The organism is Stenotrophomonas sp. Iso1, assembly GCF_027497995.1.
GTDB lineage: Bacteria > Pseudomonadota > Gammaproteobacteria > Xanthomonadales > Xanthomonadaceae > Stenotrophomonas.
The window spans coordinates 276,523-295,880 of sequence record NZ_JAODBT010000002.1 but is presented as its reverse complement, the minus strand read 5'-3'; the positions used below and the strand labels follow the sequence as shown (position 1 = coordinate 295,880).

The 19,358-nt window shown below is 63.0% G+C and carries 14 protein-coding genes and 1 pseudogene; 14 read left to right on the top strand and 1 reads right to left on the bottom strand.

The genetic code is table 11. The features are described 5' to 3' along the window. Window positions 1-12 precede the first annotated feature (12 nt). From uppS to PAN08_RS10245, 12 genes are all read left to right on the top strand, one after another. Window positions 13-774 carry a polyprenyl diphosphate synthase gene (uppS, locus tag PAN08_RS10300; RefSeq protein ID WP_269791428.1) on the top strand — a complete coding sequence of 254 codons (762 nt, stop codon included), beginning with the start codon at window positions 13-15 and terminating at the stop codon, window positions 772-774. Next, window positions 771-1,592, top strand: coding sequence for a phosphatidate cytidylyltransferase (locus PAN08_RS10295; protein ID WP_269791427.1), 822 nt, complete (start codon window positions 771-773; stop codon window positions 1,590-1,592). The genes uppS and PAN08_RS10295 overlap by 4 nt, the downstream gene beginning before the upstream one ends. Before the next feature lies 1 nt (window position 1,593). Then, window positions 1,594-2,790, top strand: a complete 1,197-nt coding sequence (locus tag PAN08_RS10290; RefSeq protein ID WP_269791426.1) for a 1-deoxy-D-xylulose-5-phosphate reductoisomerase — start codon at window positions 1,594-1,596, stop codon at window positions 2,788-2,790. 26 nt (window positions 2,791-2,816) lie between these two features. Continuing rightward, window positions 2,817-4,172, top strand: coding sequence for an RIP metalloprotease RseP (gene rseP, locus PAN08_RS10285; RefSeq protein ID WP_269791425.1), 1,356 nt, complete (start codon window positions 2,817-2,819; stop codon window positions 4,170-4,172). Between the two features lie 74 nt (window positions 4,173-4,246). Beyond that, entirely contained in the window at window positions 4,247-6,712 is a 2,466-nt protein-coding gene (gene bamA, locus PAN08_RS10280) for an outer membrane protein assembly factor BamA (RefSeq protein WP_269791424.1), read from the top strand. A 353-nt stretch (window positions 6,713-7,065) separates the two neighbouring features. Next, a complete protein-coding gene (lpxD, locus tag PAN08_RS10275) occupies window positions 7,066-8,088 on the top strand; it encodes a UDP-3-O-(3-hydroxymyristoyl)glucosamine N-acyltransferase (RefSeq protein ID WP_269791423.1) in 1,023 nt (340 codons plus the stop codon). Continuing rightward, on the top strand, window positions 8,085-8,543 hold the full coding sequence (gene fabZ / locus PAN08_RS10270; RefSeq protein ID WP_057635013.1) for a 3-hydroxyacyl-ACP dehydratase FabZ: 459 nt from the start codon (window positions 8,085-8,087) through the stop codon (window positions 8,541-8,543). The genes lpxD and fabZ overlap by 4 nt, the downstream gene beginning before the upstream one ends. A 19-nt stretch (window positions 8,544-8,562) precedes the next feature. Further along, window positions 8,563-9,354, top strand: coding sequence for an acyl-ACP--UDP-N-acetylglucosamine O-acyltransferase (gene lpxA / locus PAN08_RS10265; protein WP_269791422.1), 792 nt, complete (start codon window positions 8,563-8,565; stop codon window positions 9,352-9,354). Beyond that, window positions 9,351-10,625 (top strand): lipid-A-disaccharide synthase, encoded by a 1,275-nt coding sequence (gene lpxB / locus PAN08_RS10260; protein ID WP_269791421.1) that lies wholly within the window; start codon window positions 9,351-9,353, stop codon window positions 10,623-10,625. Before lpxA ends, lpxB begins: the two co-directional genes overlap by 4 nt. After that, window positions 10,622-11,284: a ribonuclease HII gene (locus PAN08_RS10255; RefSeq protein WP_269791420.1), complete on the top strand. Its 663-nt coding sequence runs from the start codon at window positions 10,622-10,624 to the stop codon at window positions 11,282-11,284. The genes lpxB and PAN08_RS10255 overlap by 4 nt, the downstream gene beginning before the upstream one ends. Window positions 11,285-11,597: 313 nt before the next feature. After that, window positions 11,598-15,191, top strand: coding sequence for a DNA polymerase III subunit alpha (gene dnaE / locus PAN08_RS10250; protein ID WP_269791419.1), 3,594 nt, complete (start codon window positions 11,598-11,600; stop codon window positions 15,189-15,191). A 74-nt stretch (window positions 15,192-15,265) separates the two neighbouring features. Next, a complete protein-coding gene (locus PAN08_RS10245) occupies window positions 15,266-16,225 on the top strand; it encodes an acetyl-CoA carboxylase carboxyltransferase subunit alpha (RefSeq protein ID WP_269791418.1) in 960 nt (319 codons plus the stop codon). A 361-nt stretch (window positions 16,226-16,586) separates the two neighbouring features. Here PAN08_RS10245 and PAN08_RS10240 read toward each other — a convergent pair whose 3' ends face one another. Beyond that, window positions 16,587-17,042, bottom strand: coding sequence for a CopD family protein (locus PAN08_RS10240; protein WP_269791417.1), 456 nt, complete (start codon window positions 17,040-17,042; stop codon window positions 16,587-16,589). Between the two features lie 63 nt (window positions 17,043-17,105). Here PAN08_RS10240 and PAN08_RS10235 point away from each other — a divergent pair, with 63 nt between their 5' ends. After that, a complete protein-coding gene (locus PAN08_RS10235; protein ID WP_269791416.1) occupies window positions 17,106-17,702 on the top strand; it encodes a class I SAM-dependent methyltransferase in 597 nt (198 codons plus the stop codon). A gap of 84 nt (window positions 17,703-17,786) precedes the next feature. Next, window positions 17,787-19,010, top strand: a pseudogene (phaZ, locus tag PAN08_RS10230) (polyhydroxyalkanoate depolymerase); the annotation flags it as partial. Between the last annotated feature and the right edge of the window lie 348 nt (window positions 19,011-19,358).

Genomic DNA, 19,358 nt, shown 5'->3' with positions numbered 1-19,358 from the left:
GTGCTGCCTGTCATGTCCACCGACACACCCGCACCGCGCCTGCCGGAGCACATTGCCATCATCATGGATGGCAATGGCCGTTGGGCGCAGCAACGCCGGAGGCCGCGCATGATCGGCCACCGGGCCGGTGCGCGCGCGGTCAACCGCACGATCGACTTCTGCCTTGACCACGGCATCGGCGCACTGACCCTGTTCGCGTTCTCCAGTGAAAACTGGGGAAGGCCACAGGAAGAAGTGGATTCGCTGATGAAGCTGTTCCTCGGCGCACTGGACCGCGAGGTGGAGGAACTCCACCGCCGCGGTGTGCGTGTGCGCTTCATCGGAGACCGCTCGCGTTTTGCTGCCGGCATCGTTCAGCGCATGCACAAGGCCGAGCAACGCACCCAGAACAACAGCGCCATGACCTTGGCCATTGCCGCCAGTTATGGTGGTCGTCAGGACATTGCCCTGGCGGCACGGACGCTGGCCGAGAGGGTCGCCGCCGGCACTCTCAAGCCAGAGCAGATCGACGAAGAACTGCTTGGCAGTCATGTCGCACTGGCGGATATACCGCCGCCGGATCTGTTCATCCGCACTGGCGGCGACACCCGCATCAGCAACTTCCTGCTGTGGCAACTGGCGTACACCGAACTGTGGTTCACCGAGGTGCTGTGGCCGGACCTCGATGCGGCCATCCTTCAACAGGCATTGGATGACTACGCCGGGCGCGAACGCCGCTTCGGCCTGACCAGTGCCCAGATCGCTGCCAACGCGACCCAGAGCGCACATCCATGACCAAAACTCGCGTGATTGCAGCACTCATCATGGCCCCGGTGGCCATCTGCGCGATCCTGTTCCTGCCCACCCAATGGCTGGCCGCCGCCGCCGCGCTGGTGTTCCTGACCGGCCTGTGGGAGTGGCTCAAGCTCACCGGGGTGGACGGCCTGCCGCGCACCGTATTGCTCGCGCTGAACCTGCTGCTGATGGTGCTGATGGTGTGGACGTCGATGGGCAGCCTGGTGTTGTTCCAGTTGGCCGCCCTGGTCGGCGTCGCGTTCTGGTTGCTGGCATTGCTGTGGCTACGCTATTTCAACTTCGGCGCCCACGATGAAAGCAGCGCGCGCATGCTTAAACTTGCCGCCGGCACCTTGGCGATCGTTCCCGCTTGGGCGGCATTGGTGCTATTGCATGCCGCCGAGCCCAATGGCCACCTGTGGCTGCTGACCGCTTTGATGCTGGTCTGGGCCGCCGATTCCGGCGCGTACTTTGCTGGCCGCGCCTTTGGCAAACACAAACTGGCGCCGCGCATCAGCCCCAACAAGACCATTGAAGGCGTGCTTGGCGGGCTGGTTGCCGGCTTGATCGTTGCTGGTGGACTCGGCTGGTTGGCCGGCGTGCAAGCCTCCGATTTCGGCTCGCTGATGCTGGTCGCAGCGGTCGCGGTGCTGGCTTCGGTACTGGGCGATCTCTTTGAAAGCCTGCTCAAGCGCCACGCCGGCGCCAAGGATTCGGGCAATGTGATCCCGGGCCATGGCGGCGTGCTGGACCGCATCGACGGCGTGCTGGCTGCGCTCCCGGTGTTCGCATTGGGCAAGGAAATCTTCGGTTTCTGACATGGCCACCTTTTCTCGCTTACGCCAGGTCGCCATCCTGGGGGCCACCGGCTCCATCGGCACCTCCACGCTGGATGTCATTGCCCGTCACCCCGGGTTGATGCGCGCCAGCGTGCTGGCAGCCGGCAGCAATGTGGATGCGCTGATCGCGCTATGCCATACGCACCGCCCCGATCACGCCGTCATTGCCGACCCCAGCCTGTTCGCGCGCCTGCGCGATGGCTTGGCCGACGCCGGACTAAGTACCCAGCCTCACGCCGGCCACGCTGCCATCGACGCGCTGGCGGCCAGCGAACACTGCGACACCGTGGTGGCTGCCATCGTCGGCGCCGCCGGGCTGTCTTCCACGCTTGCCGCCGCCCGCGCCGGCAAGCGCTTGCTGCTGGCCAACAAAGAGGCGCTGGTACTGGCCGGTGAGCTGCTCACCCGCGAAGCCGCTGCAGCCGGGGCCGAGATCATCCCGATCGACAGCGAACACAACGCCATCTTCCAGTGCCTGCGTTCGCGCGATGCCAGCCTGGAAGCCGGTGTCCGCCGGATCATCCTCACAGCCTCCGGCGGTCCGTTCCGAGGGCGCTGCCGCAGCGACCTGGAAGCCGTAACACCGGCACAGGCCGTTGCCCACCCGAAGTGGTCGATGGGGCCGAAGATCTCGGTGGATTCGGCGACGTTGATGAACAAAGGCCTGGAGGTCATCGAGGCCCATCATCTGTTCAACGTGCAGGGTTCGCGCATTGACGTGTTGGTTCACCCGCAAAGTCTGGTGCATTCGCTGGTCGAGTTCATCGACGGCTCAACGCTTGCACAGATGGGTTTGCCGGACATGCGCACCACCCTGGCCGTTGGCCTGGGCTGGCCGCAGCGCATCGAATCGGGGGTTTCCGGGCTGGATCTACTCAATCACGGCCGGCTCGATTTTGAAGCCCCAGACCTTGAAGCCTTCCCCTGCCTGCGCCTGGCCTGGCAGGCAATGGAGGCCGGCGGCAGCGCCCCGGCCATCCTAAACGCCGCCAATGAAGTGGCCGTTTCAGCGTTTCTTCAGGGCCGCATAGGCTTCCTGTCGATCCCGGCACTGGTGGAGCACACCCTGTCCACCCTACCCAACGTAGCGGCCGATACACTGGACGCCTTGCTGGCGGCCGATGACCAGGCCCGCCACATCACCCAGACTGCCATCGCCCGCCTGCCACATGCCTGAAGCTGCCTTTCAATCGAATCCTGCCCATGGGTGATTTCCTGGGCTCCGTGTGGTGGATGATCGTCAGCCTTGGCGTGCTGGTGACGTTCCATGAGTTCGGCCATTACTGGGTCGCTCGCCGTTGTGGGGTGAAGGTACTGCGCTTCTCCGTAGGCTTCGGCAAGCCACTGTGGAGCCGTCGCGACCGCCACGGCACCGAATTCGCCATCGCCGCCATCCCGCTTGGCGGCTACGTGAAGATGCTCGACGAACGCGAGGCCGAAGTGCCGGTCGGCGAGCGCGGGCGTGCTTTCAATAACAAGACCGTATGGCAGCGCATTGCCATCGTCGCGGCAGGGCCTATCGCCAATCTGGTGCTGTGCATTGCGCTGCTGTGGGCAATGTTTGTCATCGGCCGGCAGGACTATTCCCCCAGCGTCGGCCGGGCCAGCGGTATGGCCGCCAGCGCCGGCTTTGCTGCAGGAGACCGGCTGCTGGCCGTTGACGGCCGCACCGTAGGCACCTGGGCCGAAGCCAGCATGGCCCTGACCACCGCCGCCATGGACCGTCAGGATGCCCGTGTTCTGGTCCGCGACGCACTGGACAACGAGCGCACCCGGGTGCTGCCGCTGTCGCAGCTGCCAGCGGGCTTCGATGAACGCCAGGTACCCGTGCAGGCCGGCTTCATGTGGCAGTTCTGGCTCCAGCCTGCCGTGATCGAGAAGGTGTCCAAGGATTCCCCGGCCGGTCACCTGCTACAGCAGGGCGATCTGATCCTTGCCATCGACGGCCAGCGCGTAGACAGCGCAGACCGGGTTTACCCACTGATTCAGACGCTGGGCCAGCGCGGCGGCCCGGGCATGATCGAGGTTGAGCGCGCAGGTGAACGCCTTGCACTGGAAATCACCCCGCAGCCGGCCAAGGGCGCCGATGGCAAGCCGCGCTGGTTGATCGGCGTGGAATTCCCCACCGGCCAGGCCGCTGCCTATGACGCCCGCCAGCAGTACGGCTTCTTCGCTGCGCTGCCCGCTGCGGTGCGCGAAACCGGCAAATTGGCCTCCGATTCGCTGGGCATGATGCGCCGGATGCTGACCGGCCACGCCTCGCTGAAGAACGTTTCCGGGCCGATCACCATCGCCCGCGTGGCCAATGCCTCAGCTGAACGCGGGGTGGATTGGTTCCTGTATTTCCTGGCTTTGCTGTCGCTGAGCCTGTGCATCATCAACCTGCTGCCCATTCCTGTCTTGGACGGCGGGCACCTGCTGTATTACCTTATTGAGTTGGTCAAGGGCAGCCCGCTCAGCGAGCGCGCCATGGCGACGGGTCAATTTATCGGCCTGGCGCTGTTGGCCGGGCTGATGGGATTGGCGTTCTACAACGACATCCTTGGCTTGGTCCTGTGATGAACTTTTTTCTGCTGTCGTCGTCTTACGCCGGCACCCACGCAACAATGAAATCGACTCCAACCGGACGTGACATGACGCGACTTCCCAATCGCCGCCTGCTAGCCCTCGCCCTTGCTGCCGGTCTGGCCCTGCCTGCGTTCGCGCAGGCGGCCGAGCCCTTCACCGCCAGCGATATCCGCGTGGACGGCCTGCAGCGCATCTCCTCCGGCACCGTGTTCACCTACCTGCCGGTGGAACGCGGCGATACGGTCGACGATGCCAAGGTCGGCGACACCATTCGTGCGCTGTACAAGACTGGCTTCTTTGAAGACGTGCAGCTGGACCGCCAGGGCGACATCCTCGTGGTCACGGTCAAGGAACGCCCGGCGATCAACAAACTGACCGTCACCGGCAACAAGGACATCAAGAGCGAGCAACTGCTCAAGGGCCTGAGCGACATCGGCCTGAGTGAAGGTGGCACGTTCGATCGCCTGAGCCTGGACCGCGTGACCCAGGAACTGCGTCGCCAGTACAACGATCGCGGCAAGTACAACGTGGAAATCACCCCGACGGTGAGCCCGCTGGACCGCAACCGCGTGGATGTGGCCATTGCCGTGAAGGAAGGCAAGGCCGCCAAGATCCGCCACGTCAATCTGGTGGGTACCGAGAAGTTCCCGGCCGAAGACATCCTGGAGCTGTGGGAATCCAAGGAGCACAACTGGGCCTCGTGGTACCGCCGCGATGACCAGTACTCCAAGGAAAAGCTGTCGGGCGACCTGGAAAAACTCAACTCCTGGTACCTGGATCGCGGCTACGTCGATTTCAGCATCGATTCCACCCAGGTTTCGATCAGCCCCGACAAGCGCGACATGTTCATCACCGCCGGTGTGACCGAGGGTGAACAGTTCAAGATTTCCGAAATCAAGGTCACTGGCGACACGATCCTGCCGCAGGAAGATGTCGAGAAGATGGTCATCCAGAAATCGGGTGATACGTTCTCGCGCGCCCTGCTGGAGTTCAGCGCCGACGGCATCACCAACAGCCTGTCCAACATCGGCTACGCGTTCGCCAAGGTGAACCCGATCCCGACCAGCAACCGTGCCGAACGTACGGTCGCGGTGAACATGCAGGTCGTGCCGGGCCCGCGCGTATCGGTGCGCCGCATCGTGTTCCAGGGCAACTCGCGTACCGCCGATGAGGTGTTGCGTCGTGAAATGCGCCAGTTCGAGAACAGCTGGTACTCACAGGCTGCCATCGACCGCTCCAAGATCCGTCTGCAGCGCCTGGGCTATTTCGAGTCGGTTGATGTGGAGACCACTCCGGTCACCGGCAGCAACGACCAGGTGGACGTGGTTTACAACGTCAAGGAAACCACCTCCGGCAGCTTCGTGTTCGGCCTGGGCTACTCGCAGTCCTACGGCATGACCACCTCGGTGCAGTTGTCGCAGAACAACTTCCTGGGCGGCGGCAACCGCGTGTCGGTGGAAGCATCGCGCAGCAGCTACCTGCAGCGTTATGCCTTCTCGTACACCAACCCCTACTTCACCGATGACGGCGTCTCGCTGGGTTACAACCTGTCCCTGCGTGAGCTGGATTACTCCGACTTCAACACTGCGCAGTACAACAGCACCAACGCTGCGGCGCAGATGGTATTCGGCATCCCGATCACCGAGAACGATGCGTTCTCGTTCATGGTCGGCATCGACAGCAACCAGATCAAGGCCTACCCCGGTTACACGCCGAAGGCGATCATCGATTACATCGATGCGGTCGGCCAGAACACCTTCCACTCCTGGCGCACCGAGCTGGGCTGGGCGCGCGATACCCGTAACGACTACTTCATGCCAACGCGCGGTACTTACCAGCGTCTGGGCCTGGAAGCCACGTTGCCGGGTTCAACTGTCGAGTACTACAAGCTCAGCTACCAGTTCTCCAAGTACTGGCCAATCATCCCGTCGCTGGTCATCAACACCCGACTGGAACTGGGCTATGGCGATTCGTACGGCAGCGACAAGATCCGCGATATCTGCTGGAACGAGATCGCCGGTAAACCTGGCACACCGGCCAATGGAACCACACCTGCTGTCCCGGGTACGCCTGGCTACACCGAGGTCGTGGATTGCGCCACAAACCCCACCGCCAACCACCGTCAGTTGAAGGCGACCGGGCTGCCGTTCTTCGAGAACTTCTACGCCGGCGGCACCAACTCGGTGCGTGGCTTCGAGGACAACACCCTGGGCCCGCGCTCGGAAATCATGGGTGGCTATTACAACGGCCAACCGCTGGGTGGTTCGCTGAAGACGGTCGGCTCGATCGAAGCCTACTTCCCGAGGCTGTTCGACAGCCCGTCGGCACGCGTCTCGGCGTTCATCGACTTCGGCAACGTTTACAGCGGCATTGACGACTTCAAGGCCAACGAGCTGCGCGCTTCCGCCGGTGTTGCCCTGCTGTGGCGCGCCCCGGTGGGCCCGATCTCGATCAGCTACGCGATTCCGCTGAAAAAGGAAGACGGCGACGAAATCGAGCGCCTGCAGTTCACCTTCGGCGGCCAGTTCTGACCCGTTGATCCATTTAGCCGGGGCCCAGGCCCCGGCGGCCCGATGTTCCGGCGTGAGGGAACATCGGGTCGTGGCCTGGCTTTCTGCTTTCCCGCGCTTGCCGATGCGCCCTTTGTCCGTCGGAGGGAGCGCCCCACGGAGCGCTCCGGACGTCACTCCGAAGCAAGCATTCACAGCCCTGCCACTCATGGAAGCGGGGGCTGAAGTGAGAGCAGGTGGCCGCGACCTGCAACGAAGCTCGTCATAATTCCGCCATTACGGCCTTTGGTCGCAGCCCTTGGCTGCTGCCCCAGATGAAACCTGATGAGGCCCATCCGCATGACCGTGACCTGCTCACACGCTAAACTCGCCGCGTGAATACTCCTACCCATACCGCACAGGAACTTGCCGACCGCTTCGGTCTGCAGGTACACGGCGACCCGGCTGCTGTCATCCATGGCGTGGCCACGCTCGCCCATGCCGGCCCCGGCCAGCTGACGTTTCTGGCCAATCCGCGTTATCGCGCGCAGCTGGCCGACAGCCAGGCATCCATCGTGGTGCTGCGTGCCGATGATGCCGAATCCGCACCGGGCACGGCACTGGTTGCCAAGGATCCGTACACCGCCTTCGCCCGGATCGGCGCACTGTTCGAAACCATTCCGGTACGCGAGCCCGGCATCCATCCCAGCGCGGTCATCGACCCCAGCGCGGAGGTGGCACCGACGGCACATATCGGCGCCTTCGTCAGCATCGGCGCACGCAGCGTGATCGGCGAAAGCTGCATCGTCGGCCCTGGTAGCGTCATCGGTGATGACTGCACGTTGGATTCGGCCTGCGAACTCCTCGCGCGCGTCACCCTGGTTGCCCGCGTGAAGCTGGGCAAGCGTGTGCGCATCCACCCCGGCGCCGTACTCGGCGGCGAAGGCTTCGGCCTGGCAATGGATGGCGGACGCTGGGTCAAGGTGCCGCAGCTCGGCGGCGTACGCGTCGGCGACGATTGCGAGATCGGCTGCAACAGCTGCGTGGATCGCGGCGCACTGGAAGACACCGTGCTCGACGAAGACGTGCGGGTGGACAACCTGGTGCAGATCGCCCACAACGTGCAGATTGGCGCGCACAGCGCCATCGCTGGCTCCACCGGCATTGCCGGCAGCGCCAAGATTGGCCGTTACTGCCTTCTGGGCGGTGCGGTTGGCGTGGTTGGCCACCTGGAAATCTGCGACCACGTCGTCATCACCGGCAAATCGGTGGTGCGCAATTCGATTACCGAGCCTGGCGAATATTCGTCGGGCACCCCACTGACAGACAACCGCACGTGGCGCAAAAACGCCGCGCGTTTCAAGCAGCTCGATTCGCTGGCAAGGCGCATCCTGGCTGTGAGCAAGGAGAAGGAATGAACGCACCACTGCAGATGCCCATCGACGTCAACACCATCCAGACGTTGATCCCGCACCGCTATCCATTCCTGCTGGTCGACAAGGTCGTCGAGCTTGATGTGGAAGGCAAGCGCATCATTGCGCACAAGAACGTCACCATCAACGAGCCGTTCTTCCAGGGCCACTTCCCGGGCCAGCCGATCATGCCGGGCGTGCTGATCATCGAAGCGCTGGCACAGGCAGGCGGCGTGCTGACCCAACTGAGCCTGGGCCGCGATGCGCAGTCCAAGCTGTTCTACCTGGTCAAAGTGGACAACGTGCGCTTCATGAAGCAGGTCGTGCCGGGTGATGTGCTGGAACTGCATGTGCAGGTCAAGCGTGTGATCCGCAACATGGCCGTCTACTACGGCGAAGCTAAGGTGGATGGTGAAGTAGTCGCACACGCCGAAGTGCTGTGCGCCGGCACCCGCGAATAATCTGGCCGGAGCAGCACTGATGAGCGATAGCGCCCCTCTGATCCACCCGACCGCAGCCATTGATCCTTCGGCCAAGCTGGGCGAAGGCGTGCGCGTGGGCGCGTTCACCCTGATCGGCGCCGATGTCGAGATTGGTGATGGCACCGAAGTAGGTCCTCATTGCAGTATCCACGGCCCGACCCGCATCGGCCGCGACAACCGCTTCATCGGCCACGTCGCCGTAGGTGGGGAGCCGCAGGACAAAAAGTTCGCCGGTGAACGTACCGAGTTGGTGATTGGCGACCGCAATGTGTTCCGGGAATTCGTCACGCTCAGTCGTGGCACCGCGGGTGGTGGCGGCGTGACCACCATTGGCAACGACAACTGGATGCTGGCTTACACCCACGTGGCGCACGACTGCCATGTTGCCGACCACTGTGTGTTCTCCAACAACACCACACTGGCCGGCCATGTGAGCGTCGGCAACTGGGTGATCATCAGCGGCTTCTCAGGTGCCCACCAGTTCTGCCGCATTGGCGACCACGCCTTCCTCGGCATGGGCTCGCTGGTGACGGGCGACATCCCGCCGTTCACCATGGTCGGCATCGATGGCCACGGCCGCCCGCGCGGCATCAACAGTGAAGGGCTGAAGCGTCGCGGTTTTGATAGCGAACGCATCACCGCGATCAAACGCGCGTACCGCACGATCTATGTGGCAGGCCTGCCGCTGGCCGAAGCCAAGCAGCAACTGGCCGAGCAGGCGCAGGACAGCGATGACGTCAAGCAGTTGCTGGACTTCATCGAAAGCGCCGAGCGTCCGCTGCAGCGATGAGCATAGGGAACACCACAGGGAACAAGGAACAAGGAACAGGGAACGAGCTGCCATCGGTGCACTCATCTTCCGTTCCCCATTCCCCAATCCCCGTTTCCCACCGAAAACCCCGTATCGCGCTGGTCGCTGGCGAAGCCTCGGGTGATGGACTGGGCGCAGGTTTGATCCGCGCCCTGCGCCAGCGCTATCCCGATGCCGAGTTCGCGGGTATCGGTGGCGATGCGATGCGCAATGCTGGCTGCGAAACCTGGTTTGATGCCAGCGAACTGGCATTGATGGGGTTGACCGAAATCCTGCGTCACCTGCCGCGTCTGTTGAAATTACGCAAGGCATTCCGCCAGCGCGTGCTCGAGTGGCAGCCGGATGTGTTCATCGGCATCGACGCGCCGGATTTCAATCTGGGCGTGGAAAAGTGGCTCAAGCAACGCGGCCTGCGCACCGTGCATTACGTCAGCCCGTCGGTATGGGCATGGCGTGAAAAGCGCGCGGAAAAAATTGGTGCCAGCGCGGACATGGTGCTGTGCCTGTTCCCGATGGAACCGCCGATCTATGCCCGCCACGGCATCGACGCACGCTTTGTCGGGCACCCGATGGCCGATGAGATTCCGCTGAAAAGCGATCGCCAGCAAGCACGCGCGGCGCTGGATATTCCCGCGCTGGCGCCGGTGCTGGCGGTGCTTCCCGGCAGCCGCCTGGGCGAAGTCAGTCGCCTCGGCCCACCGTTCTTCGCTGCCGCGTGGCAGCTGTGCGAAGACAAGCACGACCTGCATATCGTGGTGCCGGCAGCCAACGCCAAATGCAAGGCAATGATCGTCGAACAGATGCGCACCGCGGCGCTGCCCAGCGCGCGCGTGCACCTGCTGGATGGCCAGGCCCGCGACGCGATGATCGCCTCCGACGTGGTGATGTTGGCCTCTGGAACGGCCACGCTGGAAACCATGCTGGTCAAGCGGCCGATGGTAGTCGGCTACCGTGTGGCTGAACTTACGTATCGCATCGTCAGCACGCTGGGCCTGATCAAGGTCAACCGCTATGCACTGCCCAACGTGCTGGCCGGCAAAGACCTCGCGCCGGAACTGATGCAGCACGACTGCACCCCGGAAAACCTGGCAGCTGCCGTGCGACATTGGTTTGCGCACCCCGAAAGTGTCAGTGCCCTGCAGGACGACTACGTGCGACTGCATCAGCAACTACGCCAAGACGCTTCGGCGCGTGCCGCCGAGGCCGTGGCGGGCCTGCTGGAAGCACCGGCCCGTACAGGCCAGCCGTGACCACCCGTCGTGTACCTGCCAAGGCAGCGGACGCCTCGCTGTCCCTGTTTGACGATGCCGTATTGAGCGAACGCCAGGGCCCGCGCCTGATCGCCGGTGTCGACGAAGCCGGACGCGGCCCGCTAGCCGGCCCGGTGGCCGTTGCTGCGGTGGTGTTCTGCCCGGACCGGCCACGCCTCAATGGCCTGGATGATTCCAAGGCATTGACCGCCGCCAAGCGCGAAGTACTTTACGACCGCATCATCGAGCGAGCGCTGGCCTACAGCATCGTCATGGTCGATGTGACGCAGATCGACAGCCTCAACATTTTTCAGGCCACCATGCAGGGCATGCGGCAGGCTGTGGAAGGCGTGGCGCATGTCGCCCAGTTCGCGCGCATCGACGGCAACAAAGTCCCCAAAGGCCTGCCCTGCCCGGCCGAAGCCTTGATCGGTGGCGATGCCATCGACCGCGCGATCATGGCAGCCTCAATCCTGGCCAAGGTCAGCCGCGACCGATACATGCAGGACCTGCACCAGCAGCACCCCGAATACGGCTTCGACCAGCACAAGGGTTATGGCACGCCGGCGCATCTGGCAGCGTTGAAAGCGCACGGCCCTTGCCTGGAACATCGCCGCTCGTTTGCGCCGGTCAGGGCTGCGCTTGACGGCAGGAGTTAGTAAACAGGTGTGATGCATAAAGTGAAGACGGTAGCGAACGCAAACGCACGACTGCGCCAGTCTTCTCCTGCTTTCGGTCTCCTTTGAAGAGAGCAGCAACAAAGCACCCGCAGCGACAGCATCAAAACAACAGCGAGAATCATCGCGCGGTGTCGTGATACCTAACGCACGCAGCCAAGACGGTTACTCCGCCTCCCCTTCACGGCTAGTAGCCCACGCCTGATTCCTCACCCCTCCTCACTCACTTCAGCTTCAAGCTCTTGTCCCTCGCTCCCCCCGTCGCTACCCTGCTTCGGCACACTTCTGGCCCGGCATGTCTACTTCTTCCCGCTTCGTACACCTCCACGTCCACACCGAATTCTCGATGGTGGATTCCACCATCCGTGTGCCGGCCAAGCCGGACCAGGCTGATCCGAAGAAGGCCAAGCAGGCCAACCTTCTCAGCCGCTCGGTGGAGATGAAGGCACCCGCCCTGGCCGTCACCGACCTGAACAACATGTTCGCGTTGGTGAAGTTCTACAAGGCCGCCGAAGGCGTGGGCATCAAGCCCATCGCTGGTGCCGACCTGCTGATTGCCGAGGAAGGCCAGGATCCGTGGCGGATGACGCTGCTCTGCCGCGACCGCGAGGGCTATCTGAGTCTGTCGCGGCTGCTCACCCGCGCCTGGATGGAAGGCCACCGCAATGAGGGCGGCGTGGCCGTGCACCCGCAGTGGCTGAAGGATGGCTGCAGGAATCTGTTTGCATTGGCCGGCCGCGAGAGCCTGGCCGGACGCCTGGCCAGCGAAGGCCGCCATGACCTGGCCGAGCAACAGCTCGCCGATTGGCAGCGCGTGTTCGGTGATGGCCTGCACCTGGAGCTCACCCGCACCAAGCGCGACGGTGAAGAAGCCTTCAATCAGTTCGCACTGATGGCTGCCGGCCAGCGCGGCTTGCCGGTGATCGCCAGCAACGATGTGCGCTTCCTGTCGCCGAACGATTTCGACGCGCACGAAGCGCGCGTGTGCATCTCTACCGGCCGCGTGCTGGACGACCCCAAGCGTCCGCGCGATTACAGCCGCGAGCAGTACCTGAAGACGCCGGAGGAAATGTGCGAACTGTTCGCCGATATCCCCGACGCCATCGACAATACGCGAGCGCTGGCAGAGCGCTGCAACGTCGAGATGCGGCTGGGCACCTACTTCCTGCCCAACTACCCGGTGCCCGACGACGAAACGCTGGACACCTGGATCCAGAAAATCTCGCGCGACGGTCTGGACGAACGCCTGCAGAAAAACCCGCTGGCGCCGGGCATGAGCCGCGAAGACTATGTCGAGCGGCTGGAGTTCGAACTCAATACCATCATCAAGATGGGCTTCCCCGGCTACTTCCTGATCGTGGCCGACTTCATCCAATGGGGTAAGAATCAAGGTATTCCGATCGGTCCCGGCCGTGGTTCGGGTGCCGGTTCGCTGGTGGCGTGGGCGCTGAAGATCACCGATCTTGATCCCCTGCCCTACAACCTGCTGTTCGAGCGATTCCTCAACCCGGAACGCGTGTCGATGCCCGACTTCGACATCGACTTCTGCATGGACCGTCGCGATGAAGTAATCGACTACGTCGCGCGCAAGTACGGCCGCGAACGCGTCAGCCAGATCATCACCTACGGCACCATGGCGGCGAAGGCTGTGGTGCGCGATACCGGGCGCGTGCTGGGCTTCCCTTACGGCTTGGTGGACGGCGTTTCCAAGTTGATCCCCAACATCCTCGGCATCCATTTGAAGGATGCGCTGGGCATGGGCAAGGAGGGCGCGAATTCGGAAATGGCATCCGCCGAGTTGATCTCGCGCTATGAAAGCGAGGATGACGTCCGCGACCTGATCGACCTTGCGCTGCAACTGGAAGACCTCACCCGCAACGCCGGCAAGCATGCCGGTGGCGTGGTCATCGGTCCCGAGCCGCTGAGTGAATTCTGCCCGCTGTACGCCGAACATGACGAAGGCGGGCTCGGCAAGAACCCGGTCACTCAATTCGACAAGAACGACGTTGAAGAAGTGGGCCTGGTGAAGTTCGACTTCCTCGGCCTGCGTACGTTGACGATCATTGATTGGGCGGTGAAGGCGATCAACAAGCGCCATGAGCGCGCGGGCATTCCCCCGGTCGATATTTCCGCGATACCGCTGGACGACGCACCGACCTACAAGGACATTTTCGCCAACGGCAATACCGGTGCGGTGTTCCAGTTCGAATCCTCGGGCATGCGCCGGCTGTTGAAAGATGCGCGCCCTGACCGCTTCGAAGACCTGATCGCGCTGGTGTCGCTGTACCGCCCCGGCCCGATGGACCTGATTCCCTCCTTCAACGCGCGTAAGCACGGGCAGGAAGAAATCATCTATCCCGATCCGCGTACCGAAGCCATCCTGAAAGACACCTACGGCATCATGGTGTACCAGGAGCAGGTGATGCAGATGGCGCAGATCGTCGGCGGCTACTCGCTGGGCGGCGCCGATCTATTGCGCCGCGCGATGGGTAAGAAGGTGCCGGCGGAAATGGCCAAGCACCGCGAAATTTTCCGCGAAGGCGCAGCCAAAGACGGCGTGAACGAGGCCAAGGCCGACGCCATCTTCGACTTGATGGAAAAATTCGCCGGCTACGGTTTCAACAAATCGCACGCCGCCGCGTATGCGCTGGTCAGCTATCAGACCGCATGGCTCAAGCGTCATTACCCGGCCGAGTTCATGGCCGCGACGCTGTCCTCGGACATGGACAACACCGACAAAGTGGTGGGCTTCCTGGCCGAGGTGCGCAACCTCGGGCTGACCGTACTGCCGCCGCGCGTGAACGATTCCTGCTACATGTTTGAAGCGGCCAACGCCGACACCATCCGCTACGGTCTGGGTGCCATCAAGGGCGTCGGCCAGGGCGCGTGCGAAGCGGTGGTCGAAGAACGTCAGCGCAGCGGCGAGTACGCCACGCTGCTGGATTTCTGCACGCGCATCGAGTCAGGCAAGCTCAACCGCCGCACGCTGGAAGCCATGATCAACTGCGGCGCGCTTGATGGCTTGGGCAAGAATCGCGCAACGTTGATGCTGCAGCTGCCGGAAGTGCTCAAGGCCACCGACCAGATGGCCCGCGAAAAGGCGTCCGGCCAGAACTCGCTGTTTGGCGCGCCCGATGCAGCCAGCACCGCCCGCCAGCTCGATCTACCCGAGAGCAAGGAATGGGCGTTGGGCCAACTGCTCAACGGTGAACGCGAAACGCTGGGCTTCTATCTCAGCGGCCACCCGTTCGACCCGTACGCGGACGACGTCAAGGAACTGGTCGGCACCGACCTGGGCGGGCTGGACAAGCTCATCGCCCCGGCCTTCCCATCCAAGGACGGCGAAAAGCGGGCCTGGCGCCAGGAGTCGCCGGTCATCCTCGCCGGCATGGTGGTCGGCGTGCGCCGCAAGGGCGACAGCCAGGTGTTCATGCAGCTGGAAGACGGCAAGGGCCGTGTGGAATGCAGCGCATTTACCGATGGCCTGGCTGAATTCGGCCACCTGATGACCAAGGACCGCATCCTGGTGGTCAAGGGCGGCCTGCGCGAAGACGAATTCAACGGCGGCTACGCGCTGCGCATCCGCCAGTGCTGGGATTACGAGCAACTGTGCGCCGACCATGCACTGCGGCTGTCGCTGCGGGTGGATGGCCGTGGCGGCCCCACCTGGCAACGCATTGATGCCCTGCTCGCCACCGCCCGCCCCGGCCGCACCCCGCTGCGTCTGGACCTGCTGCTCAACGGCAAGCCCAGCGGCAGCATCGCCGGCATGCTCGACCTGGGTGGCCCTGGCGCGGTGCGGGTCAGCAAGCAGCTGCTCGACGCCCTGCGCGAAGACCCGGCCGTGCGCCGGGTCAAGGTCAAGTACAGCCCGCCCTGGGCCAACTGACCGAACGGACGCGTACGGGTTGCCCGGGCGCGTTCGGCTACACTTCCCTCCTTTAAAATTCATGACGGTTTTCGATGAATCCGAACTACCTCGACTTCGAGCAACCCATCGCTGATCTGGAATCCAAGATCAAGGACCTGCGCAGTGCCAGCGCGGGGCCGGCGGTCAATGTCGATGCCGAGGTGAAGGCGCTGGAAGGCAAGCTGCGGCTGCGTACCGCGCAGATCTTCCGCAACCTTTCCTCGTGGCAGGTACTGCAGGTGGCCCGCCACCCGTCGCGTCCGTACCCGCTGGACTACATCCGTATCTTCTGTGATGAGTTCCAGGAGCTGGCTGGCGACCGCGCCTTCTCCGATGACAAAGCCATCGTCGGCGGCCTGGCCCGCATCGGCGGCCGTTCAGTGATGCTGATCGGCCACCAGAAAGGCCGCGATACCAAGGAAAAGGTGCGCCGCAACTTCGGCATGCCCAAGCCCGAGGGCTACCGCAAGGCACTGCGTCTGATGAAGATGGCCGAGCGCTTCAAGCTGCCGGTGCTGACTTTGATCGACACCGCTGGCGCATGGCCGGGCATTGATGCCGAAGAGCGCGGCCAGTCCGAAGCCATCGCCCGCAACCTGATGGAAATGGCCGAACTGAAAGTACCGGTGATCTGCACGGTGATCGGTGAAGGCGGTTCCGGCGGCGCACTGGCGCTGGGCGTCGGCGACCGCACTTTGATGCTGGAATACAGCGTGTACTCCACCATCAGCCCGGAAGGCTGTGCCTCCATCCTTTGGAAGGACGCTGGCAAGGCCAAGGACGCTGCCGAGCAACTGGGCATGACTGCCCCGCGCCTGAAGAGTCTGGGCCTGATCGACAAGATGATCCGCGAGCCAATCGGCGGCGCGCATCGTAATCCCACACAAATGGGCAAGCGCCTGAAGGCCGTCCTGCTCAACGAGCTGGATGCGCTGGAAAAGCTGAGCGTGGAAGAGCTGCTGGAGCAGCGCTACAAGCGCCTGCGCAGCTATGGTGCCTACGAGGCGGCGTAAGCCAGCCCTTGCACTGTTGATAAAGAAGGCTGGCATTGCCGGCCTTCTTTTTGCCCGCAAGTAGCTGCCATCGCGAAATGAAACGGGTCGCTTACGAACCCAGGATTCGAAACCCGGCGAGCACACCGGTGGCAACGCATGCTCGGCTGCGCGACACCGAGCAGTAAGCAATGCGAAATAGAAAAAGGCCGGCATTGCCGGCCTTTTGCATTTCAGATTCCCGCGTCGGTTGGGGCGCGAAGCCAATGCGGCATCCGGCGTCAGCACAAACTGCCCTCTCGCATTCTGCCATTGCAGCAACGCTTGCAGCCGCTCAGCTCATCGGCTGCGCAAGCAAAGTCGCTGCTAAAGGCCTACAGGTTCAGAACGGCTTGGCCAGCACCAAGTAAACAATGGCAATGAACAACACCAGCGGCAACTCATTGAACCAACGCAGCGCACGCGAGGACGGCAGTGTCTTGCCCTTCAGCGTGCCCTTCAACCAGCGGCCGGTGAAGATGAAATACACCAGCAGCAGCATCACCAGACCCAGCTTGGCATGCAGCCAACCGGCAGCCCCCGGCGCGACCATGGTCGGGAAATCCGGCAGCACCTTGTAACCCAGCCACAGCACCAGGCCCAGCAGGAAGGCAATGCCGAACATGCTGTGACCAAAACCGTACAAGCGCTTGCCCATCAGCTGCAGCCGTTCAACCACGGCTTGCTGGCCCGATGCCTCGGCAATGTTGACCAGGATCCGCGGCAGGTAGAACACCGCCGCCATCCACGCGACCACGAACACCAGATGGAAGGTCTTGACCCAGAAATAAGACTGCATGCATGTGCTCCAGCGGCGGCGTAGGATGAGCGCCATTTTCACCCATCCACACAAGACACGCACATGCAGGACAAGCAGTACGACGCCGCCTATTTCCAACGCTGGTACCGACGCGGTGATATCGGCGGCGCAGCACGCCTGGCCCGCAAGGTGCAGCTGGCCGTTGCCAGCGCGGAGTATTACCTCGAACGCCCCATCCGCAGCGTGCTGGATATCGGCTGCGGTGAAGCCGCTTGGCGTGCGCCGCTCCTCAAACTGCGCCCCAAGGTGCAGTACATGGGCTTTGACAGCAGCGAATACGCGGTACGCCGCTACGGCCGCACCCGCGACATGCACCTGGCCCGCTTCGGCGATTTCCAATGGTTGCGCCCATGCGCACCGGTGGATCTGCTGATCTGCTCGGACGTAATGCATTACGTACCCAGCCGTGAACTGCGCCAGGGGATTGAAGGCCTCGCCGAGCTCTGTGGCGGTGTCGCCTTCCTGGAAACCTTCACCGCTGAGGACGATTTCCACGGTGACCACGATGGCTTCCAGAAGCGCCCAGCGAGCTGGTACCGACGCCAGTTGCAGCAGGTTGGCTTCCGTTCGGTGGGCTCGCACTGCTGGCTGGGGCCAGCCATCAGCGACGACATCGCCGCGCTTGAGCAAACCCGCTGAATAGGCGGCGTTAACGCTTAACGCCGCTGCCGCTCGATTGCGCTATGCTGCGAAGCACCATATGACCATACATATTGCATCTCTATGCTTTATAACCTGCATGAGTTGACCCGCAACCTGCTCGCGCCCTGGGTTCACCAGGCGCAAGCCAACGCGGCGTTTTTCAACCAACCGGGGCATTGGTGGTCAGCCATGCCGGGTGCCGATCGCTTCGCCGCGATGAACGAGTTGTTCCACCGCCTCGGCAAGGATTACGAGAAGCCCGAGTGGGGCATCCATGAGCTGGAGCTGGATGGCGAAATCGTCCCCATTGCCCAGCTCACGGAAATGGAAAAACCGTTCTGCAAGCTGCTGCGCTTCAAGCGCCACAGCAACGACACCTCCAAGGTTGAAGCCCTGCTCGCACAGCCTGCCGTGCTGGTGGTAGCGCCGTTGTCCGGCCACCACGCTACGCTGCTGCGCGACACCGTGCGCACGCTGCTGCGTGACCACCGCGTCTATGTCACCGATTGGGTGGATGCGCGCATGGTGCCGGTGGAAAAAGGTGAGTTCGGCCTGGACGATTACATCGAGTACGTGCAGGAATTCATCCGTCACCTCGGTGCCGACAACGTGCACGTGGTGAGCGTCTGCCAGCCGACCGTGCCGGTACTTGCCGCCGTGTCGCTGATGGCCAGCCGTGGCGAGCCCACACCGCGCTCGCTGGTGATGATGGGCGGCCCGATCGATGCCCGTTGCAGTCCGACTGCGGTCAACAACCTGGCCACGCGCAATCCGCTGTCATGGTTCGAGAACAACGTCATCCACACCATCCCGGCGCCCTACCCGGGCCAGGGTCGTCGTGTGTATCCGGGCTTCCTGCAGCACGCCGGTTTCATGGCGATGAATCCCAGCCGCCACCTGATGTCGCATTGGGATTTCTACACCGACCTGGTCAAGGGCGACATGAGCGATGCCAACGCGCATCGCCATTTCTACGACGAATACAACGCGGTGCTGGACATGCCGGCGAAGTTCTATCTGGACACCATTCGCGTGGTGTTCCAGGAGTTCCTGCTGCCGCGCGGCGAGTGGTATGTCCGTGGTGAGCGCGTGGATCCTTCAGCAATCCGCGACACCGCCCTGCTGAGCATCGAAGGCGAGCTGGACGACATCGCCGGCCTCGGCCAGACCGAAGCCGCACAAGCACTGTGTACCGGTATTCCGGCTTCGCGCCGCAACCACTTCATCGTTGAAGGCGCCGGTCACTACGGCATTTTCAGCGGCCGTCGCTGGCGCGAGGTGGTGTATCCGAAGATGCGTGATTTCTTCATCGCACAGTCGCAACCAACGGCAGCGAAGAAGAGCAAGAAAGCCGCAAGCACCCCTAGCAACGTCACCCCGCTGCGTCGTCGCACGCAGCGCTGAGGGTTTAGGCACTGCTCTCTGAAAGCCCCTCTCCCGCCTGCGGGGCGAAACGGGCTGTTTGCGAACCCTTGGTTGGCAGCCCGGTGAGCGCCCTTGCGGAAACGCAAGGGCCGAGGAGCGGGGGTTGGAGTGAGGGGAAGATCGAAGCAGTGCTCGTGGGCTTGGCGAGATATCGACCGAAGCCTTCTGTTAAGACGAAAAGCTCAAGTGCTCAAAATCCCCTCATCCGCCGTTACGGGGCACTTTCTC

Excerpts from the sequence above, each read along its gene's own strand:
- lpxB (WP_269791421.1), top strand. The coding sequence starts at position 9,351 with ATGAGCATAGGGAACACCACAGGGAACAAGGAACAAGGAACAGGGAAC.
- dnaE (WP_269791419.1), top strand. The coding sequence starts at position 11,598 with ATGTCTACTTCTTCCCGCTTCGTACACCTCCACGTCCACACCGAATTC.
- rseP (WP_269791425.1), top strand. The coding sequence starts at position 2,817 with ATGGGTGATTTCCTGGGCTCCGTGTGGTGGATGATCGTCAGCCTTGGC.
- PAN08_RS10245 (WP_269791418.1), top strand. The coding sequence starts at position 15,266 with ATGAATCCGAACTACCTCGACTTCGAGCAACCCATCGCTGATCTGGAA.
- PAN08_RS10295 (WP_269791427.1), top strand. The coding sequence starts at position 771 with ATGACCAAAACTCGCGTGATTGCAGCACTCATCATGGCCCCGGTGGCC.
- fabZ (WP_057635013.1), top strand. The coding sequence starts at position 8,085 with ATGAACGCACCACTGCAGATGCCCATCGACGTCAACACCATCCAGACG.
- PAN08_RS10235 (WP_269791416.1), top strand. The coding sequence starts at position 17,106 with ATGCAGGACAAGCAGTACGACGCCGCCTATTTCCAACGCTGGTACCGA.
- lpxA (WP_269791422.1), top strand. The coding sequence starts at position 8,563 with ATGAGCGATAGCGCCCCTCTGATCCACCCGACCGCAGCCATTGATCCT.
- bamA (WP_269791424.1), top strand. The coding sequence starts at position 4,247 with ATGACGCGACTTCCCAATCGCCGCCTGCTAGCCCTCGCCCTTGCTGCC.
- uppS (WP_269791428.1), top strand. The coding sequence starts at position 13 with ATGTCCACCGACACACCCGCACCGCGCCTGCCGGAGCACATTGCCATC.
- PAN08_RS10290 (WP_269791426.1), top strand. The coding sequence starts at position 1,594 with ATGGCCACCTTTTCTCGCTTACGCCAGGTCGCCATCCTGGGGGCCACC.
- PAN08_RS10240 (WP_269791417.1), bottom strand. The coding sequence starts at position 17,042 with ATGCAGTCTTATTTCTGGGTCAAGACCTTCCATCTGGTGTTCGTGGTC.